The organism is Pseudoalteromonas luteoviolacea, assembly GCF_001696455.1.
GTDB classification, from domain to species: domain Bacteria; phylum Pseudomonadota; class Gammaproteobacteria; order Enterobacterales; family Alteromonadaceae; genus Pseudoalteromonas; species Pseudoalteromonas luteoviolacea_C.
Genome location: NZ_MAUJ01000001.1, coordinates 92,276 through 109,126, shown reverse-complemented (window position 1 = coordinate 109,126; position 16,851 = coordinate 92,276). Strand labels below are relative to the sequence as shown.

Sequence of the window (16,851 nt, the reverse complement as noted above, 5' to 3'; positions counted from 1 at the left end):
CTTGGGGACAATATAACTGAATTACTTGGTATAGTCACCGATATGTTTCTTACAAGTCATGGATGTCAACGTGCAATCTAGTGTTATTTCTCATTTTTTTCTCGCGACTAGCTTAGTACTGCTCGCGCTCTTAACAGGCTGCCAAGCTACGCCTGCGAACAAAAGCGCGATTCTTTTAGCTCAGCAAGGCAATTTCGAATCCGCAAAACAAGCGATAAGAAGCGATTACTCTGCTACAGGGAAAAGTAAACTTTTGCATTACTTAGAATTGGGAATGCTTAATCACCTTCAAGGTAACTACGAACGCAGTAACGAACTGTTGGCTGAAGCGCAAGAAATCATAGAAGCGCAGTACACGGTAAGTGTCGTTGAATCGGCAGTTGCCTTAGTAAGTGGTCCTACTTATACCACTTATGCTGGCAAGGTCTATCACAGACCCTTGATCAACCTCTACAAGGCACTCAACTATAACGCGTTAGCGAACCGAGCGGGTCCCAATAAACAGCAGTTCCTAGATTCAGCTATGGTAGAGATGAGACAACTTGATACCTACTTAGCTAATTTAAAAGATAAAACTGGCGGCTATGATCGAGTATCAGATACAGAACCGACATCTGACGATTTGACGAACCAAATATATAGGATGCTCCAACCCGTGTTTGCACCAAACGATTTGCTCGTCAATATTGACTACAAAGATGATGCTTTCGCGCACTACATTAGTGGCATGCTATTTGAGCGAAGCCACGAACTAGACTCCGCTCGAATTCAATACCAACGCGCTGCCAGTGCTTTTGAAAATGGCTTCGCAGAGCAATATAACTTGAATAACAAAAAAATTATTGCGCAAGTTTATGCGGATTTAATCCGAGTTATGACTGAAGCGGGTGGTTATAAAAGCGAAATCCGCAAATTAAACAAGAAAATTGGTAAAACAACTCGCACTGAGAAAAAGCCTATACTCAATGTCATTCAAAACGTTGGTATTGGCCCGCAACGAAAAGAGTTTAACTTACTTCTAAAAGCGGATCATGACGCAAAAGCGCTCGTAATGACGCCAATTCTCTGGGGTACTGCCAAAGAACGTAAGGCGCAAATGAGATGGTTTCAAATGCTATTTGCCGATACCAGTATTTTTGACATAGTCCAAAACTACGCAATGGGCGATATCGGTGACGTTGCCATGGGCGCGCTAACAAAACGAATACCATTAGGCCCTCTTTGGGATGACGCGGAAGATATTGGCTTGATCCAAGCCTTAGAATACGGCAGTCGAATTTCAGTCACATACTTGGAACCTTTACAGCAACAAGTGAAAAGTGCTGAGGTCTGGGTCAACGGAAAAAAGGCTGCTGAACTAGATAAGATATACTCGGTCAGTCTACTAACCCTGCAAGACGCACTAAGAAATGCGAATTCAGAAATACAAGTAGCGCTTACGAGAGAAATGATCAAAGCAATCACCGCACAAAAAACCATCAATGCAACAGGCTTAGATCAATCATTCGCAGGCTTTGCTAAATTTGCGACTTCAGTTGTTAACGCCGTAACAGCTTCTGCGGACCTAAGACAGTGGCAGTCGCTCCCAGCGCAAATAAATTATGTGCAATTACCGCTAGCAAAGGGTACTTACGAAATTACTTTGAAAACTCACCTCACCACAGGGAGAGTGATCGAGCAGTCAGAAGCTGTAGATGTGTCGGACGATATAACTCTTTGGCACACTCGCACGTTTTTACAGCAGTCACGAGTCACTGCACCAGATTCAACTTTTTTATAATGGAAAAATGTTATGAAATGTAATAAAACCTTGTTAAAAATCACACCACTCGTTATCGCATGTACGCTTGCTGTATCAGGTTGCTCGTCAACTAAAGTACAACGAGTAGATGCAAATCAAGAGGTTGCATTATCTGACAAATGGAATGGAAAGGACTCTCAACTCGTTGCAGAAGCCATGATCAATGACATGTTAAGTTTCCCTTGGGTTAACGATCACTTACAAAAAGAAGGTCAGAGACCTGCTATCATCATTCAGTCAGTACGCAATAAGTCACATCAACATATTGCCGTAGACACGTTCTTAAACGATCTGAAACGTTCAATTCTGCGTAGTGGCCAAGCTGACTTTGTCGCTAACAAAGATGTTAGACGTGAGATCCGTGATGAGCGAAAAGACCAAGAGCTTAACTCAAGCTTAGAAACGCAAAATGAAATGGGGCAAGAGCAAGGAGCTGACTATGCGCTTTCTGGCACCATAAATTCATTTGTTGATGAGCAAGGTGGCAGCAGAGTAACTTTTTATCAAGTTGACTTGCGCCTAATTGACATGACAACAAACCGTGAGGTATGGAATGGACAAAAGAAAATTCAAAAATTGCAGGAACGTTCACGTTTTGGCTTCTAAATCACTGTTGGCGGCACTGGTAAGTGTCGCCGTATTAACAGGCTGTAAATCTAACTCGGCTAGTCAATCGCAAGTAAACGCAGCGCCTCAGTGGACTTCAGTAACGCCCACTTCAAGTTACCTAGTTTATGGTGTGGGCACGGCGCAAAATACTGGTGATAAGCAACAAGCAAAGCTTGCTGCGCAAGAGTCCGCACGTCTGGCACTTGCAAAACAGCTTAATGTCACTATTTCCGCAAATACGACCATTAAGCAACAAGCTGATGATAAGTCTATGACTTTTCATATTGACGAGCTAATTCAATCAAAAGTGCCAAACATTCAACTGCAAGGCGTGAAAATTGAGGATGAGTTCTTTAATGCACAACAGCAAACAGCTTATGCACTAGCCGCATTCAACAGAACAGAAGCGGTTATGCAAACCGAACTTTCTATCAACGGACTAGATGACGAAATTTCGCAATTTAACTTAAGCCAAGTAGGAAATAAAACGCTGACCTTGAAGCGTGCTGTCGCATTAAAAGAGTTAGTTGTTAAGCGTGACAAGCTGAATCAATATTTGCAAATGCTACAGGCACCTCATGTTACTATGCCAGCCTCTGTTCGCAACAAACAAGCGCTAGCTGATGAAATACTCAATAACATTAGCTTTAGCATTGCAGCTGACCATGATGGACATAACAAAGTAAGGGATCTGCTTGCGCGTGCCCTGACCAGCCAAGGTATTAAAATTACCGACCAAGGCGCTGATTTTGCCCTGCAATTTCGTGTGGACTGGCAAGATATGAAGAAGTCAGGCACCTATTATAGTCTTGCGGAGAGCTTTTTAGTAATCACAGAAGCTGGTGAAGAAAAGGCGCATTTTAATGCAAAAGTAAAAGCGGCTTCTAGTTTCAAAGACACTGCCAAAAGCAATGCGATGGGTAAACTCGCAGACAAGCTCGGACAGCAATTGGCCGAATTTGTCGTTTCAGGCAAATCTTAAATTAAAAAAGGCCATTAAGGCCTTTTTTTAATTCTCTTGGGAATATTTTTCTAACTGATCTTTTAAATTCGGTGGAATGCCTTTGATTGTAAGTGTGTCACTCACCGGATCATAAATCACTCGCTCACCTAAATGCTTACGCTCAAACCCAACGCTCACACCGCCACCCATACCAGAGAACTTCACCATCGCTGTTACAGTCTTTTTATCTAGCGGGAATGACTCTTCAAGTTCGTACCCCTGCTCTTTGTAAAAGTCTTCAAATTGAACTTCTGACGACTTAGATAGGGTGTCCGACAGCCCTTCTATATCGGCATCTTCGCCACTATTTATACAATCATTACAATAGTCAAAAACTTCTTTTCGAATAACATCTTTCTCTGCCTTTTCAAATTGCTGTTCAGACAAATAGTCTTCTACAGCGTGCAGCATCGTCTGTGACTGTTGTTTCGGATCCACACCTTCAGCACAGCCAAGAAAGTCTAAAAAGAAATCAGCAACTTTGCGCCCTGCTCTGCCTTTTATAAATGAGATATATCGATTTTCATCCGCTTGCGTGTCCCATGCAGTGAGGTCTATACGCGCAGCCAATTGCATGCGAGAAATATCGAGGTGTCTTGAGCTCGCTAAATCCAGTTCAGACGTAATAGAGTAATGCTCTTTAATACTGATTTGCGCAATTAACATATAATCGCACCCCACATATTGATAATGGCAAAATACTAAATACCCTGTCTCATGAAAGGCATATTTATTGAGCTCTTCTTTTAACACTTCTGTTGCTTGCTGTGTCATATGCCAAAAACCGAGCTCACTATTGCGATAGCTTTGCATAGCTGAAGCTACCGTGCTGTTTTTGTCGCCATCAAATGCACAATACCCTTTACCAGGTTTTCCATTATATGCATGGTGTAGCTGCTCAATAAAAACATTTACACGATCGTTAATCACCATTTCATCTTCACGCAAATGGATCTCTGTTTCTTCGTCACGCTTGTCTACATAATGTACAACAAGCTTTTTCACCTCAATGCTCATCTTTGTTTTTAACGCCTCTGGTGTTAGAATATGAAGAATTGTAACTCTATTAATTTGAACCAACCGATGCCAATTCAGTCTAAATATTCCAATGAACAAGTAGAACAAATTGTTGATAGTTTAATCAATGTACTCCAAGAGCACAAAACACCTGTCGATTTGAGTCTAATGTGTTTAGGAAATTCTATCACGCACATTTTAAAAGAACATGTGCCAGAAGCTAAAAGACAGGAAGTTGCTGAAAATTTCGCCAAGGCGCTTATTCAATCGGTAAAATAACGGAATGAATCTCACACCACATAGTCCTTTCTCGTCAAAAGCGAGCCAACTGCTTAGTTGGGGGCACTGGTTTACCTTTGCCAATATAGGTTTAGTGCTCATCATAGCGCTAACCTATTTGGCAGCGGACTCTGCACCAAATAGTTTTGGCGGCTGGATTTATATGATAGTCACTTGGCTAAGTCATACCAGCTTCATTACTTTTTGCGCATTTGTACTCACGGTGTTTCCCTTAAGCTTAGTATTTCCATATCCTAGGCACATTAGGGGCATGGCTGCGGTTATCGCTACAGTAGGGATATTAACATTATGTTTAGATGCCTTTGTGTACTATCAGCAGGGTTATCACATAAGCGTTCAATCAATACCTGAAATAGCATCTTTGTTAATCGGGATGATAAACGGCTTGTCTATCGCAACCGCCCTGTTTGTTATCTTTTTAATCGCCATCATATTAGCGTTTGAGCTGGTAGTTGGTAACCATGCATGGCGACACCTAGACAAATTAAAGTCATATCGATTTCCAAAATACGCAACAGCGGTACTGGTTAGCTGCTTTGCAATTAGTCACCTAATGCATGTTTGGGCTGATGCGAATAACTACTTTGATATTACCAAACAAGACAATGTGCTGCCTCTCTCATACCCAACGACAGCCAAAACTCTGCTAGCGAGGCATGAGCTTCTTGACTTGAACGAGTATCAACAAGCTAGAACCGTTCGTCTGGAAAATGCGACTTCAAACTACCAATTGCCTGCTAACTTGGCTGCATGTAAGTTTGATGCGGCGCCTGTAGAAATAGTCGTTATGACTGAGTCGCTTCAAAGTGATGAAAGCACTTTTCAAGACCTACAATGGTATACCCAAACGCAGCTTCTTGTGCCAACGAATCCTTTAGATAGGTACTTTAACTTAGTTTACGGCCTGCCAGCATACTACAGAACAACAGTAACAGAACGGCGTTTAACCCCCGTTTGGAATACGGCTAATATACTAACTCTCTCTGGTAAAGTGCCATTTGATTACTTAGAGCAAGAGATAGACGACGGCAAGATAAGTTTTGTGTTCAGTGACAAACTTCCTGAGCTTGATAAGGCTAAAAACTACGTCATTATTGAGCAAAGCAATGAGAAGTCGATTGTAACCCAAACAAGTTTACACACGAATCTTCCCTACTTTTCAGATCACAGCGGTTTGATGCAAGGCAATGATATTATGGTGACTTTATTGGACAAACACTTTGGCTGCAGCCAGTTAGCAAAACAAACGATGCTTGGTAATGTGATCGGCTCAGAGTCAGTAAATCAAGGGGTTAATTACTCTCAAGGCGTGTTAATCGCCTATAAGAAAGATCGAATTATTCTGGTAAATCATGATGGCAGTCACAAACAAATATCTGCAAAAGAAGGTTTTCATATAGAGCAAAAGCTAGATACCCCTTTCCTTGTGCAAAGTATCAAACGGCTTAAGCAATTTACCGGTAAAGCATCTAATCTATAGATTAGGTGCTTTATTAAAATACCCATATGATGCTTAGTATAAAGGGAGTAAATTTCTCCCTTACATTCATTGCTGCCTTTTTAATATTTGTCGACTATATTTAGTAAACAGGTAACAACAAGGAAGCTTTGCAATGACATCAATAAGGTTATTTTTTTTATTATTCTTACCACTTTTTTGTAGCGCCAAGTCTACTGTTACCTATTATAAATGCGTTACCGATAAAAGTACGGTATTTAGCCAACACCCGTGTTCTAGCTCTGCACAACAGTTGACACTGACACATTCAGACCCTCAGGCTAAAGTGCCGTCAGAACAACACTTCAAAACACTCAATGAACTCGAAAGACGTCAAATTGTACGTAACTTAAAAAATGCGTTACGTGCCAAAAAACATCATGCAGCCATCCTTGGTAGAAAGAGAGACGAAGCTGCCAGAGAGCAGCAACGCCGAGTCACTAGGCTAATGGATGATGAAAAGCGAAAAGCAACAGTTAAAGATGTAAAACAACAACTTAAGTCGATTAATAAAGACTATTTAAAACAAGTTAAAGTATTAAATAAAGAAATAGCCCAAATCGAGAAAAAACTGAAAAGGATGGAATGACTCCAGTGTCACTTACCCAGTTTCACAACTTTGCCTAGCGTGGTGGTTATAGCTACAAATTCTGTCATCATTTCTCAGTATAGTTGCGTTAAATTAGTACTACATATTGCTAATTAACGAGCTTTCAAGCTAGAGTAGTCAAAAGTTTAATTGAATCAAACAATAAACACATAGATTGCGTTGTCGTCAATTGAGAAAATAGGCAAGATAGCTAACTAGGAGGCTGCATGGACCCTCAAGAAATTGCTTTTTTGATTATCTCCGGGTTCCGAAAACATTACTCGTTATTTCAAGATATTACCGCACAAGTTCCCCACGCATTTGCAACTCAGCAATGGCATGTAATTGAAAAAGTAAATAAGTCGAGAATAAGCCACTACGACGAACGAGTAGCGGATACAGTCAAGATACTGCGGTTACACTTTAATTCATCTCAGGTAAATATTGCACTGTGGTTTAAAGTAAAACAGGCCTACATTGAGCTACTTACTTTCCACCCCCAAGCAGAACTCGCGGAAACCTTTTATAACTCTGTATTTTGCCAACTATTTCATCACAGCTATTTTAATAACAATTTTATTTTTGTGACAAGTTCAATTGAGGACACGACCACTTTACCTGTTGAAGCAGAGTATAGGAGCTACTTCCCAGTTGTTGATGGCTTAAAGCCAACCATTTATAAAATCATTTCAAATATTAATTTTGCATGTGAATTTAACGATTTAGAAGGTGATATTCGCCTCTTGCAAAAAGCGTTTATTAAACAAGCGCCGGATACTCACCACCAGCATTTTAAAATGCGCTTCGATATCTTAAAATCACCATTTTATAGAAACAAAAGCGCATATATAGTGGGCCGAGTTATCTCGAGTTCAGGTACGCAACCATTTATAATCGCGGTACTTCATCATCCCAATGGTAAGCTAAAAATTGATGCTCTCGTCACCAATGGCACCCAAATGAGCCTGATATTCGGGTTTGCCCGTGCTTACTTCTTGGTAGAGACACATGCCCCATCGGCTTTAGTAAGCTTTTTGAACCAATTAATGCCGAGTAAAACACAAGCCGAATTGTATAACTCCATTGGGTTCCACAAACACGGAAAAACCGAGTTTTACCGAGCGTTTCTGCATCATCAAAAACATAATGAGGAGCAATTCTGCATCGCGCCAGGCACTCCGGGTATGGTTATGTTAGTGTTTACATTACCAACTTTTCCTTATGTTTTTAAAGTCATCAAAGAGCACTTTGCTGAGAGTAAACCGTTTGGCAGAAACACCGTCTTAGCACGCTACCAATTAGTCAAAAACCACGATCGAGTTGGCAGAATGGCTGATACGCTTGAATACTCAAACGTCGTTATCAAAAAGAGTCAAATAGAACCTCAGCTCCTTGAGCTCATGAGAGAAAAACTTAGCAATAGCATCATCGAAGACTCTGACTTTATTGTTATCAAGCACCTATACATTGAACGTCGGATCACACCACTCAACTTATACTTGCAAAATGCGACTGACGAAGAAACTGAATATGTCATAGATGACTATGGCCATGCCATTAAAGAAATGCTGCATGTCAATATTTTTCCGGGCGACATGCTACTTAAAAATTTCGGTGTTAGTCGTCACAAACGTGTCATTTTTTACGACTATGACGAAGTACAATACCTTACTGAGATGAATTTCAAAGCCCTCCCGAAAACGTCATTAAATGACCTATATTGTGGAGAAAGTGCACTATCTTTTGCGCCAAATGACGTATTTCCGGAACAGCTATGTACTTTTGTTCTAACTAACCCTAAACTCAAAGCTATATTTGAACGCCTCCACCCAGAATTATTGACACCTGATTATTGGCAGCAAGCACAGCGCGACATTCAGCAGCATAAAACGAAGCATGTATTTCCGTACCCCCAAAATCAGAGGTTTGGCCAGCAAAATAAGAATAAAGGATCACTGTGAATATCAGTAAAATCGACCTCAACCTGCTTGTATATTTGGACACTTTGTTGCGAGAGTGTAATGTCACCAGAGCAGCCAACCAGCTTAGCATTACGCAGCCAGCAATGAGCAATGGACTCAAGCGACTTAGAAATTTATTCAATGACCCCATATTAGTCCGCACAAGTGAGGGGATGGTACCAACAGAGCGCGCGTTAGAGCTGCAGCCTGTTATTCGAGGGATACTCATGACCCTCGAAGAAACCCTAGCACCAAATCGAGAATTTGAAGCAGGTCAGAGTAAACGCGTATTCAGAATAATGGCCAGTGATTATGCGGCAAGCACTCTTGCTCCTAAGCTACTCGCTAAACTGCATAATGAAGCACCAGATACAACGCTCGATATATTAACACCTAGCGACGTAACCTTTCATGATGTAGAAAATGGCAAAGTGGATATGGCCATAAATCGGTTTGAGAATTTACCGCAATCTTTTCATCATAAGCAAATCTGGAAAGATAGTTTCTGTTGTTTGGTCAAGTCAAGCAACCCAATCAAAGACAATTTCACATTAGATGCCTACTTAAAGGCACGTCATATCTGGGTTAGTAAAACTGGCTTTGGTGTAGGTGTGGGGATGGACCCCGAAGACGTTCAAAAGTTAGGCTGGGTTGACGAAGCATTGGCGCATTTCGGGAAGCACCGGAATATTGCGACGTTTACGCGTAACTATCATGTTGCAATACACTTGGCTAAAGAGCAAAACTTGATTGCAACATTGCCTTCTAAAGCCGCAAATATATATAAAGACGATCCTTCACTCGCAATTCTAGAGCCTCCATTCCCGATACCGCCATTTGAATTAGACATGATCTGGAGCCCTTTATTACATCGCGATGCGAGTCATATTTGGTTACGTCAAAAAATTGCCGAAATTGCAGAAGAGATTAAATAACGTCTATGAAGAATTACCAAAAGCTAGTGGAGCATTACCAGTCCATTCATAATTTTGAGCACGTAAGAGCGATCTGCAGCTGGGATCAGGCAACCAATATGCCATCAGGGGGAGCCGACAGTCGAGCACAAGCCATGGCAGAGCTCGCCGTTCACCTGCATAAGCTGCACACGGCAGATCAGTTAGCCGAACTGCTTAATAATGCCGGCGAGGAGCAACTGACAGCGCAGCAAAAAGCAAGCGTTCGAGAAATGAAGCGGACTTGGCAACATGCAACCGCACTGCCTGCTGAGTTAGTCAAAGCAAAAAGCCTTGCAGGCGCAAAGTGTGAGCACCAATGGCGTACCCAACGGCTACAAAATGATTGGCAAGGTTTCTGTAAGAACTTTGCTCCGGTTGTGTCATTGAGTCAAGAAGAGGCCCAGATCCGTGCTGAACAAATTGGCTCAACACCCTATGACGCGATGCTAGACATCTACGAGCCGGGTATGACATCAAGCCAACTTGATACACTTTTTGGGGAAATAGCCACTTGGCTTCCTGAAATAATACAGCGCACCAGAACATCGGACGAATTACAAATCCCAGTAAATTATCCAATTCAAAGCCAAGAAAGGTTGGCAAATGAACTGATGGCTTTTTTGGGCTTTGATTTCAATCACGGTCGCTTAGACACCAGTGTACACCCTTTTTGTGGTGGTACGAGCCAAGACACTCGCATTACGACACGTTACGATACGTCCGAATATTTAAACGCCATGATGGGGGTCATACATGAAACTGGGCATGCTTGTTATGAACAAAACCTGCCTCAAGATTACCTAGCGCTACCTGTGGGAAAAGCACGTTCAATGGCTATCCATGAGTCTCAATCACTGTTTTATGAGATGCAAATTGGTCGAAGCGATGCGTTTATCAAACTCATGAGTCGCAAAGCGCAAGCTTACTTCCCCGAGCAATCAAAGATTGCTTCTGTAGATAAAATAAAAGCTCAGCTACAACAAGTAAAGCCAAGCCTTATCAGAGTGGATGCTGATGAGGTAACTTACCCTGCACACATCATTTTACGCTACGACATTGAAAAAGCTTTGATAAATGGAGATATCCAGAGTAATGATATTCCAGAGCTCTGGGACGCTAAAATGATTGAGCTGCTTGGGATTTCAACGAAAGGAAATTTCAAAGATGGATGTATGCAAGACATCCACTGGACAGATGGTAGTTTTGGCTACTTCCCAAGCTATACCTTAGGTGCTATCTATGCCGCTCAATTTAAATCTGCAATGTCGCACTCTCTCGACCTTGAGCAACACATATTAAATGAAGATTTTGCACCTATTTACAATTGGTTAAAAGAGCATATTTGGCAAAACGCGAGTATATACAACTGAGGAGCTGCTGTTAAAGGCCACCAACGAACCGTTGAATACTGCGTTTTTTAAAAGCCACCTGTTAGCGCGTTACTGTTAAATTTAATTTATCAGAAAGGTTCTTCGCTGTGTAAAGGCTGCTTAAATGCAGCTTTTACACACTAGCTTCAATGTCGGCGTCTTTCACCGCTCTAATCTTGTTCAGTAAGAATTGTGCAGTCTCTTTAAGCGGCTGATCTTCGATTTGTTGCATTCTATGCTCCAAAAAGCTCTCTAGGCGATCACTCCTTAACGCGGTGAGGCACTTTTCCAAAGACTCATCAATGTATTCATGCAGAGAGACCGTAGTGCTCCATTCTAAAGAGTTTGCCCATTGTAATACGTGACTTAACTCGCTAGGTTTTAATTCTCCGCAAACACATTGCGCCATGAGCGCAATATCCAGCAGAGACTCTTTTTGTAATTGCTCGACACACACCCCACTGTCGAGGTGAGAAAGTAATTGTTCAAACTTCATCGGTAGCTCCTTTAAATTGACGGTATGTGCTGTTTTTCCAATGCCATCTTTGACAATATAAAACCTCGCCAATAATGTCACTTAAAAAATATACATGTTGAAGTACATACACTACCCTTAACTTAAGTCAGCAAGAGCCTCTGTCATGTACAAACACTCTGTCATTGTTGCCACTCTCTGTTTAGTTTTGCCCCACTTTGCCTTTGGGAAAGATGTCATTTCAGTACCCATAGATAGAGATATATATAGGTATGCCAAACAGCTCATTAATGGGAAAAGCCTAAAAAACATAACACCTGACATATTCGACCACCCACTGTGTCAAAGAGACATTGTCGACTTGATCCTCATTCAAAAAGCCCTCATTTTAGGCAACTCACAACTCGAGTTTAAGTTCGTGTTAATTGACCATGAAGAGCAAGAGGATAACTTACTTAAATCTGGCTTGCTGCTAGTGAGCGTCGACACAATGTGGCTCAGTCAAGTGCAGCCAATCGCTCATAGTGTCCACATTTCGTCACCGATTATACGTAAAGGTGAATATTACGCAGGCATCTACACTGCCCCCAATAACACCCAAGCGCTCGCTAAAAAAATTGGCTCAGACCTTTCTCAGGTCACTGTGGTTAGTAACGAAAACTGGGCTGTAGATTGGCAGACATTACAGCAGCTGAACCCCAAGGCGATGTTTAATGAATCAGAATGGATAATAATGGCCAAACTTGTGAGTCATGGGTGGGTTGATATTATGCTAGTCTCATTCAATAATTCTCCCCTTTTTAGATACAGCGGTGAGGACTATGTAATCGAAGCAATAAAGGGTGTTAAAGTTGCACTACAAGATAGTAGACATTTTGTTGTAAGCAAAAAACACCCACGTAGTCAACAAACTTTCCGTGAACTTGAATTGGGAATAAAACAACTCAGAAGCTCAAAATTCATCGAAAAATCATATAGAAACTGTGGCTTTCTAACCAATTTGGTTGATAAATGGCGCGAAATACCCTAGAAAAATCGTATTTTTGTATATTCGTGTCAAGATTCATATTTGATCCATTTTATTCCAATATCTTTCCCCAAATTAGAAAAAAGACTGAATGGATAATAGGAACCCTTTATGAAAGAGCTGAGACTTCAAGTTAATATTTTATTTTACTTCGTGCTTGCCACGCTATCTATCGTGCTGTTAAGTCTTGCGAAATTATTCTTTGATTTGCAACTATCACAGATAGCAGCCGTTCAATTATTTATTGCAATTATCGCAACACTTGCAGCGTCTATGCATTTTGTTTTCGCATTATCGGGCCAAAAGTGCGTTACAATATGTAATCAAGGTTTGTCACATTTTAATGTGTTCGGTCGCAGACGATTTATCCCTTCTGAAGAAATTATTAGCCTCAATACAAAAAGCGTCCTAGGGTTGAAAACGATTCAAATCCATACGAAAGAAAAACGCATTACCTTATTGGCATTCAAGATCACCAAAAAGCAAAAGAAGACATTACAGCAATTAGGGTACTTGGCGTAAAAGGTTGAGATATGGTTTTAAACTGCTTAGGATGCGCAGGTAAACAAAAAACATAGAGAAGAAACATGTCAAACCAATACTCAATTGGCACGCTAGGTACTCCGTGGTGCGCTGACGAAAAACAAGCTTGGTATCAACAACAACAGATCCAACGCTCCTATCAGGAAAACGTCATTAGCAGGGTCGAAGAGTTACACGGTGTATGTGAAGTCGAAGAGTATGGTGTATTGGCATATGAAGCGGGGACTTACCGCCTTTTCGCGCTTAAGAATAAGCATTTCAACCCTCAGCACCCAACAATCCTAGTAACCGGTGGTGTACATGGGTATGAAACAAGCGGTGTTATGGGGGCACTTAAGTTTGCAGAGCACTATTTAGAACAATACAGTAGCCAGTATAACTTTATTATTTTACCTTGTATCAGCCCCTGGGGTTTCGAGACCATCAACAGGTGGAACCCTGAAGCCATTGATCCAAATCGCTCATTTTATGCAAACAGCCCAGCGAATGAGTCCAGGTTGGCTATGGAGTACATTGCTGCATATGAAGGCGATATCATCGCACATATTGATTTGCATGAAACCACAGATACTGATAACAGTGAGTTTAGACCTGCACTTGCCGCAAGAGATGGCAAGGTAAATCATAATTGGAATATCCCTGATGGCTTTTATCTCGTTGGGCATACACAAAAGCCCGAGCCGGAGTTTCAAAAAAGGATCATCGACGAGGTGAAAAAAGTCACCCATATCGCTGATGCAGATGAAAACGGTCAACTAATCGGTGTAGATTTAGAACAATTTGGTGTTATAAATTACGATGGTACGAAGCTTGGTCTCTGCATGGGCATGACAGACGCACCTTTTGTTACCACAACTGAAGTATACCCTGATAGCCAAAACACCACTTCAGAAGAATGCAATGATGGTCAAGTTGCGTCTATTCTTGGTGTAATTGCATTCTTATCAAACCGAAATTAACCTCTTTACGGCCTTATTTGCTAGGCCGTAACCTCTCCATGCTCATAAATAATCTCAAAAATTTCTTTGAAAGAATGTGCTTTCTGTAGAATATTAACAGGAATATGAAGAGCGCGAGCAATGTCAGATGCTGAAATCATACCGCGAAGGTTTTGGTTTGCGTCCATTAATAACACATGCTGGTGACCCAACTCTTTGAGCGTCTCCAATATATCTCCAATCCTAGCGTTTTCGACGCACTCATAAAACATAGCGTGAAGATCACTTTTTTTAGTCATCACATCTTCAACTGTCAAATCTGCTCGGGCAACGCTGCGTTTTTGTGCCGTTGTAAGCACCTTTCGTCCAGTTAGATCCTTTGAATTGACTACACCTACAAATGTATCATCATGATCTATCACTAATTTACAGCGCACGTGACCATTTACCATCATAAATAATGCATGGTCTATATCAACATCTTTAAGTATCACTTGCGGGTGGCGGCGAGTGAAATCAGTGACCACTTGTTCTGCTGGGCTAAAAATTGATAAAGGGTTCCCTTCATAGTGCTCACAAAACTGATAAATCCCTTCCAGCTTAGTTGTGTTCAAAAGTTTAAACTCGCTCATAAACCACCTCTTGTGGAGTTAAAAATTGCTGCTATTTAAAAAGGATGGTTCATTGTTTGATTAATCGCAAGGAAAATAAAAGGTACTACCAACGTGATATTAAAAAACTGTAATCCCCTGTAATAGATAAAATTAATAATCCTTCGTAGAATACAGACATAGGTTAGTAAACTTTACTAAATGATATTCAACTGACTATTTATGTTTGAATACCTTGCAGATTTCCCTTTATATGTGCCCACTTAGGTGGGCCTATTTTTAAGGTAACGAATGTACAGCTTTAACTAGGACAGGTACCCCTAGCAGGCTATTCGCTCGCAATAAGCACAGAATTAAAAGTGACTGCTAGCGAAATAATCACGGAATACGAAGCATTTCACTAGTAGTCTACTTCTTTTATCAGGTAAAATTTCTGCAAATGATACGTGATGCTAACCTTTAGCGATAATACGGAAATCTAGGAAAATCTATGGCTTACTTGATTGATGAGCAAAAGCTCGAAAAAATATACCTAAAAAGTTACCACACCTTCGGACGTTTTAAATTTAATGTAGACACCTTTTTAGACAAACCCGGTATTTCACGGCACCACGCAATCATCGAGTATACAAATGAAACTTGGCTCATCCGGGATGTCAGCACAAATGGCATCTGGATTAATGATCGAAAAATTGATAAAAATTTACCTTATCAATTGTCTGAAAACGATAAAATAGACTTTGCAGCACCAGGGCAAAACTCCTTCGTTGTATCTAGCTTAAACGCCAACTGTCAGTATTTTGTCTCTCAAAATAACCCAAGAAATGTGATTGAAATCGAAAACCAAATGCTCCTTCCAAATGAGCAAGATCCTTCTCACATTGTTTACTATGATGCATTACTAAACTATTGGTTTTTGGAGGATTTAAATACTTCAGATAGGCAAGCATTGATTGATGGTGGTATCACAAGCTTATTTGGTGAACAATGGCTCTTCTATTGTGCTGGCATATCAACAATGACTAAACACCTAGAGCAACAACCGTCGGTTAAACCCTTATCACTCAACTTTTCTGTCAGCTTGGACGAAGAAAAAACAGACTTGTCGTTACTTGTTGAAGGGGAAGAAATTGACTTGGGAAGTCGTAGCCACCATTATTTGCTGTTACTTCTTGCCAGAACACGCATCGAAGACAAACAATCAGGTCTTGATCCTGAACTGCAAGGTTGGGTTTACCGTGAAGACTTGGCCAAACAGCTCGGTGTTCAAATGAACCATATGAACATCATGGTGCACAGAGCACGTAAACAGTTGAGTGAAGCATCGCCTGAAAAAGCACCAGAAGCAGGCTATATTCTAGAAACTAACAACGGCCAAATTCGAATGAATTGTCAGGATATTACAATTTTAAAAGGTGCCCAGCTAGAAACCCGAATTAGCCTCTAACTGGCAGCGTATATGGGCATACCTATTAATTTCGGTATGCCCCAGCTTGACCAATGATTTTATCCTCTAAATTCTTTAAGAAACCCAGCTTAAAAAGCACCTCTGTAAGTACAAATAGCGGCCCTATCAAAAGTCCAATCAAATCATCTACAAATGCAGGCTTCTTGCCTTCAAAATAATGCCCGACAAACTGAATGATCCAGCCAATAACAAACAACCCTGCGCCAAGGCCATAAAATGCCCAGTTAACGGTCATATCTGAAGACAGGTTCTGGTATATCGAAAAGGCACCTAAATAGCCCAGGATCAGTAATAAAACCATTACAAGGCCAATTGTAGGTGACAAGATAAAGTAATACCCACCAGCCATGGCTATCAGTAACATGGCGACTGTGACAGTCAGCCCTGAAAAGTCGAATAAAGGCACATAAGTCATCATGATGACGGCAAACACGATAAGGGGCACACCCACTAAATGTGTTTTTATATTGCGGTTGTCTCGGTGATACATTGCGTATTGAACGAGCTGTTGTTCTAAACTTTTCATGCGCTCTAGTCCAGAGTAATTACTTTAAACTTAATCTAGCGATAATCAGTGACAAATGTCAAATAATGTACGGAGGATATGCATCAGAGTAGGACCCCACGGTAGGAGCGGGTAGCGCATCAAGCCAATGTGTAATCTATAATGATTTCAATAAAAAAG

General features: G+C 41.0%; 17 protein-coding genes. 13 read left to right on the top strand and 4 right to left on the bottom strand.

Annotated features, from left to right (window positions below):
• Nucleotides 1–70 precede the first annotated feature (70 nt).
• The 3 genes from A7985_RS00505 to A7985_RS00495 are packed head-to-tail and all read left to right on the top strand — an operon-like array spanning nucleotide 71 to nucleotide 3,392.
• The gene (locus tag A7985_RS00505) at nucleotides 71–1,780 is read left to right on the top strand and encodes a hypothetical protein (protein ID WP_256096627.1); all 1,710 of its coding nucleotides are present in this window, start codon (nucleotides 71–73) and stop codon (nucleotides 1,778–1,780) included.
• Between the two features lie 12 nt (nucleotides 1,781–1,792).
• The gene (locus tag A7985_RS00500) at nucleotides 1,793–2,407 is read left to right on the top strand and encodes a penicillin-binding protein activator LpoB (protein WP_063382311.1); all 615 of its coding nucleotides are present in this window, start codon (nucleotides 1,793–1,795) and stop codon (nucleotides 2,405–2,407) included.
• Entirely contained in the window at nucleotides 2,397–3,392 is a 996-nt protein-coding gene (locus tag A7985_RS00495) for an LPP20 family lipoprotein (protein WP_065788492.1), read from the top strand. Before A7985_RS00500 ends, A7985_RS00495 begins: the two co-directional genes overlap by 11 nt.
• 27 nt (nucleotides 3,393–3,419) lie before the next feature.
• Here A7985_RS00495 and yejK read toward each other — a convergent pair whose 3' ends face one another.
• On the bottom strand, nucleotides 3,420–4,430 hold the full coding sequence (gene yejK / locus A7985_RS00490; protein WP_065788491.1) for a nucleoid-associated protein YejK: 1,011 nt from the start codon (nucleotides 4,428–4,430) through the stop codon (nucleotides 3,420–3,422).
• A 66-nt stretch (nucleotides 4,431–4,496) separates the two neighbouring features.
• Here yejK and A7985_RS00485 point away from each other — a divergent pair, with 66 nt between their 5' ends.
• The 6 genes from A7985_RS00485 to A7985_RS00460 all read left to right on the top strand — a co-directional run bounded on the left by A7985_RS00485 (nucleotide 4,497) and on the right by A7985_RS00460 (nucleotide 11,104).
• Nucleotides 4,497–4,709: a DUF1414 domain-containing protein gene (locus A7985_RS00485; RefSeq protein ID WP_063371978.1), complete on the top strand. Its 213-nt coding sequence runs from the start codon at nucleotides 4,497–4,499 to the stop codon at nucleotides 4,707–4,709.
• 4 nt (nucleotides 4,710–4,713) lie between these two features.
• Complete coding sequence (locus A7985_RS00480) at nucleotides 4,714–6,210, top strand: DUF3413 domain-containing protein (RefSeq protein WP_065788489.1); 1,497 nt, start codon at nucleotides 4,714–4,716, stop codon at nucleotides 6,208–6,210.
• 133 nt (nucleotides 6,211–6,343) lie between these two features.
• A complete protein-coding gene (locus A7985_RS00475) occupies nucleotides 6,344–6,817 on the top strand; it encodes a hypothetical protein (RefSeq protein ID WP_065788488.1) in 474 nt (157 codons plus the stop codon).
• Between the two features lie 227 nt (nucleotides 6,818–7,044).
• Nucleotides 7,045–8,778 (top strand): bifunctional isocitrate dehydrogenase kinase/phosphatase, encoded by a 1,734-nt coding sequence (gene aceK, locus A7985_RS00470; RefSeq protein WP_065788487.1) that lies wholly within the window; start codon nucleotides 7,045–7,047, stop codon nucleotides 8,776–8,778.
• The gene (locus A7985_RS00465; protein WP_065788486.1) at nucleotides 8,775–9,713 is read left to right on the top strand and encodes a LysR family transcriptional regulator; all 939 of its coding nucleotides are present in this window, start codon (nucleotides 8,775–8,777) and stop codon (nucleotides 9,711–9,713) included. The genes aceK and A7985_RS00465 overlap by 4 nt, the downstream gene beginning before the upstream one ends.
• 5 nt (nucleotides 9,714–9,718) lie before the next feature.
• Nucleotides 9,719–11,104 (top strand): carboxypeptidase M32, encoded by a 1,386-nt coding sequence (locus A7985_RS00460; RefSeq protein WP_370671153.1) that lies wholly within the window; start codon nucleotides 9,719–9,721, stop codon nucleotides 11,102–11,104.
• A gap of 133 nt (nucleotides 11,105–11,237) precedes the next feature.
• On the opposite strand, the gene A7985_RS00455 is transcribed toward A7985_RS00460, so the two are convergent.
• The gene (locus A7985_RS00455) at nucleotides 11,238–11,600 is read right to left on the bottom strand and encodes a hypothetical protein (protein WP_065788485.1); all 363 of its coding nucleotides are present in this window, start codon (nucleotides 11,598–11,600) and stop codon (nucleotides 11,238–11,240) included.
• A 145-nt stretch (nucleotides 11,601–11,745) separates the two neighbouring features.
• Here A7985_RS00455 and A7985_RS00450 point away from each other — a divergent pair, with 145 nt between their 5' ends.
• The 3 genes from A7985_RS00450 to A7985_RS00440 all read left to right on the top strand — a co-directional run bounded on the left by A7985_RS00450 (nucleotide 11,746) and on the right by A7985_RS00440 (nucleotide 14,108).
• Nucleotides 11,746–12,609 carry a hypothetical protein gene (locus tag A7985_RS00450; RefSeq protein WP_081310371.1) on the top strand — a complete coding sequence of 288 codons (864 nt, stop codon included), beginning with the start codon at nucleotides 11,746–11,748 and terminating at the stop codon, nucleotides 12,607–12,609.
• Nucleotides 12,610–12,717: 108 nt separating this feature from the next.
• On the top strand, nucleotides 12,718–13,128 hold the full coding sequence (locus A7985_RS00445) for a hypothetical protein (protein WP_065788484.1): 411 nt from the start codon (nucleotides 12,718–12,720) through the stop codon (nucleotides 13,126–13,128).
• Between the two features lie 65 nt (nucleotides 13,129–13,193).
• Nucleotides 13,194–14,108, top strand: a complete 915-nt coding sequence (locus A7985_RS00440) for a M14 family metallopeptidase (protein WP_065788483.1) — start codon at nucleotides 13,194–13,196, stop codon at nucleotides 14,106–14,108.
• 20 nt (nucleotides 14,109–14,128) lie between these two features.
• Here A7985_RS00440 and A7985_RS00435 read toward each other — a convergent pair whose 3' ends face one another.
• Entirely contained in the window at nucleotides 14,129–14,719 is a 591-nt protein-coding gene (locus tag A7985_RS00435; protein ID WP_065788482.1) for a CBS domain-containing protein, read from the bottom strand.
• 469 nt (nucleotides 14,720–15,188) lie between these two features.
• Between A7985_RS00435 and A7985_RS00430 the strand changes: the two genes are divergently transcribed.
• Nucleotides 15,189–16,145, top strand: coding sequence for an FHA domain-containing protein (locus A7985_RS00430; RefSeq protein ID WP_065788481.1), 957 nt, complete (start codon nucleotides 15,189–15,191; stop codon nucleotides 16,143–16,145).
• A gap of 25 nt (nucleotides 16,146–16,170) precedes the next feature.
• Here A7985_RS00430 and A7985_RS00425 read toward each other — a convergent pair whose 3' ends face one another.
• A complete protein-coding gene (locus tag A7985_RS00425; protein ID WP_065788480.1) occupies nucleotides 16,171–16,692 on the bottom strand; it encodes an Mpo1 family 2-hydroxy fatty acid dioxygenase in 522 nt (173 codons plus the stop codon).
• Nucleotides 16,693–16,851: the final 159 nt, after the last annotated feature.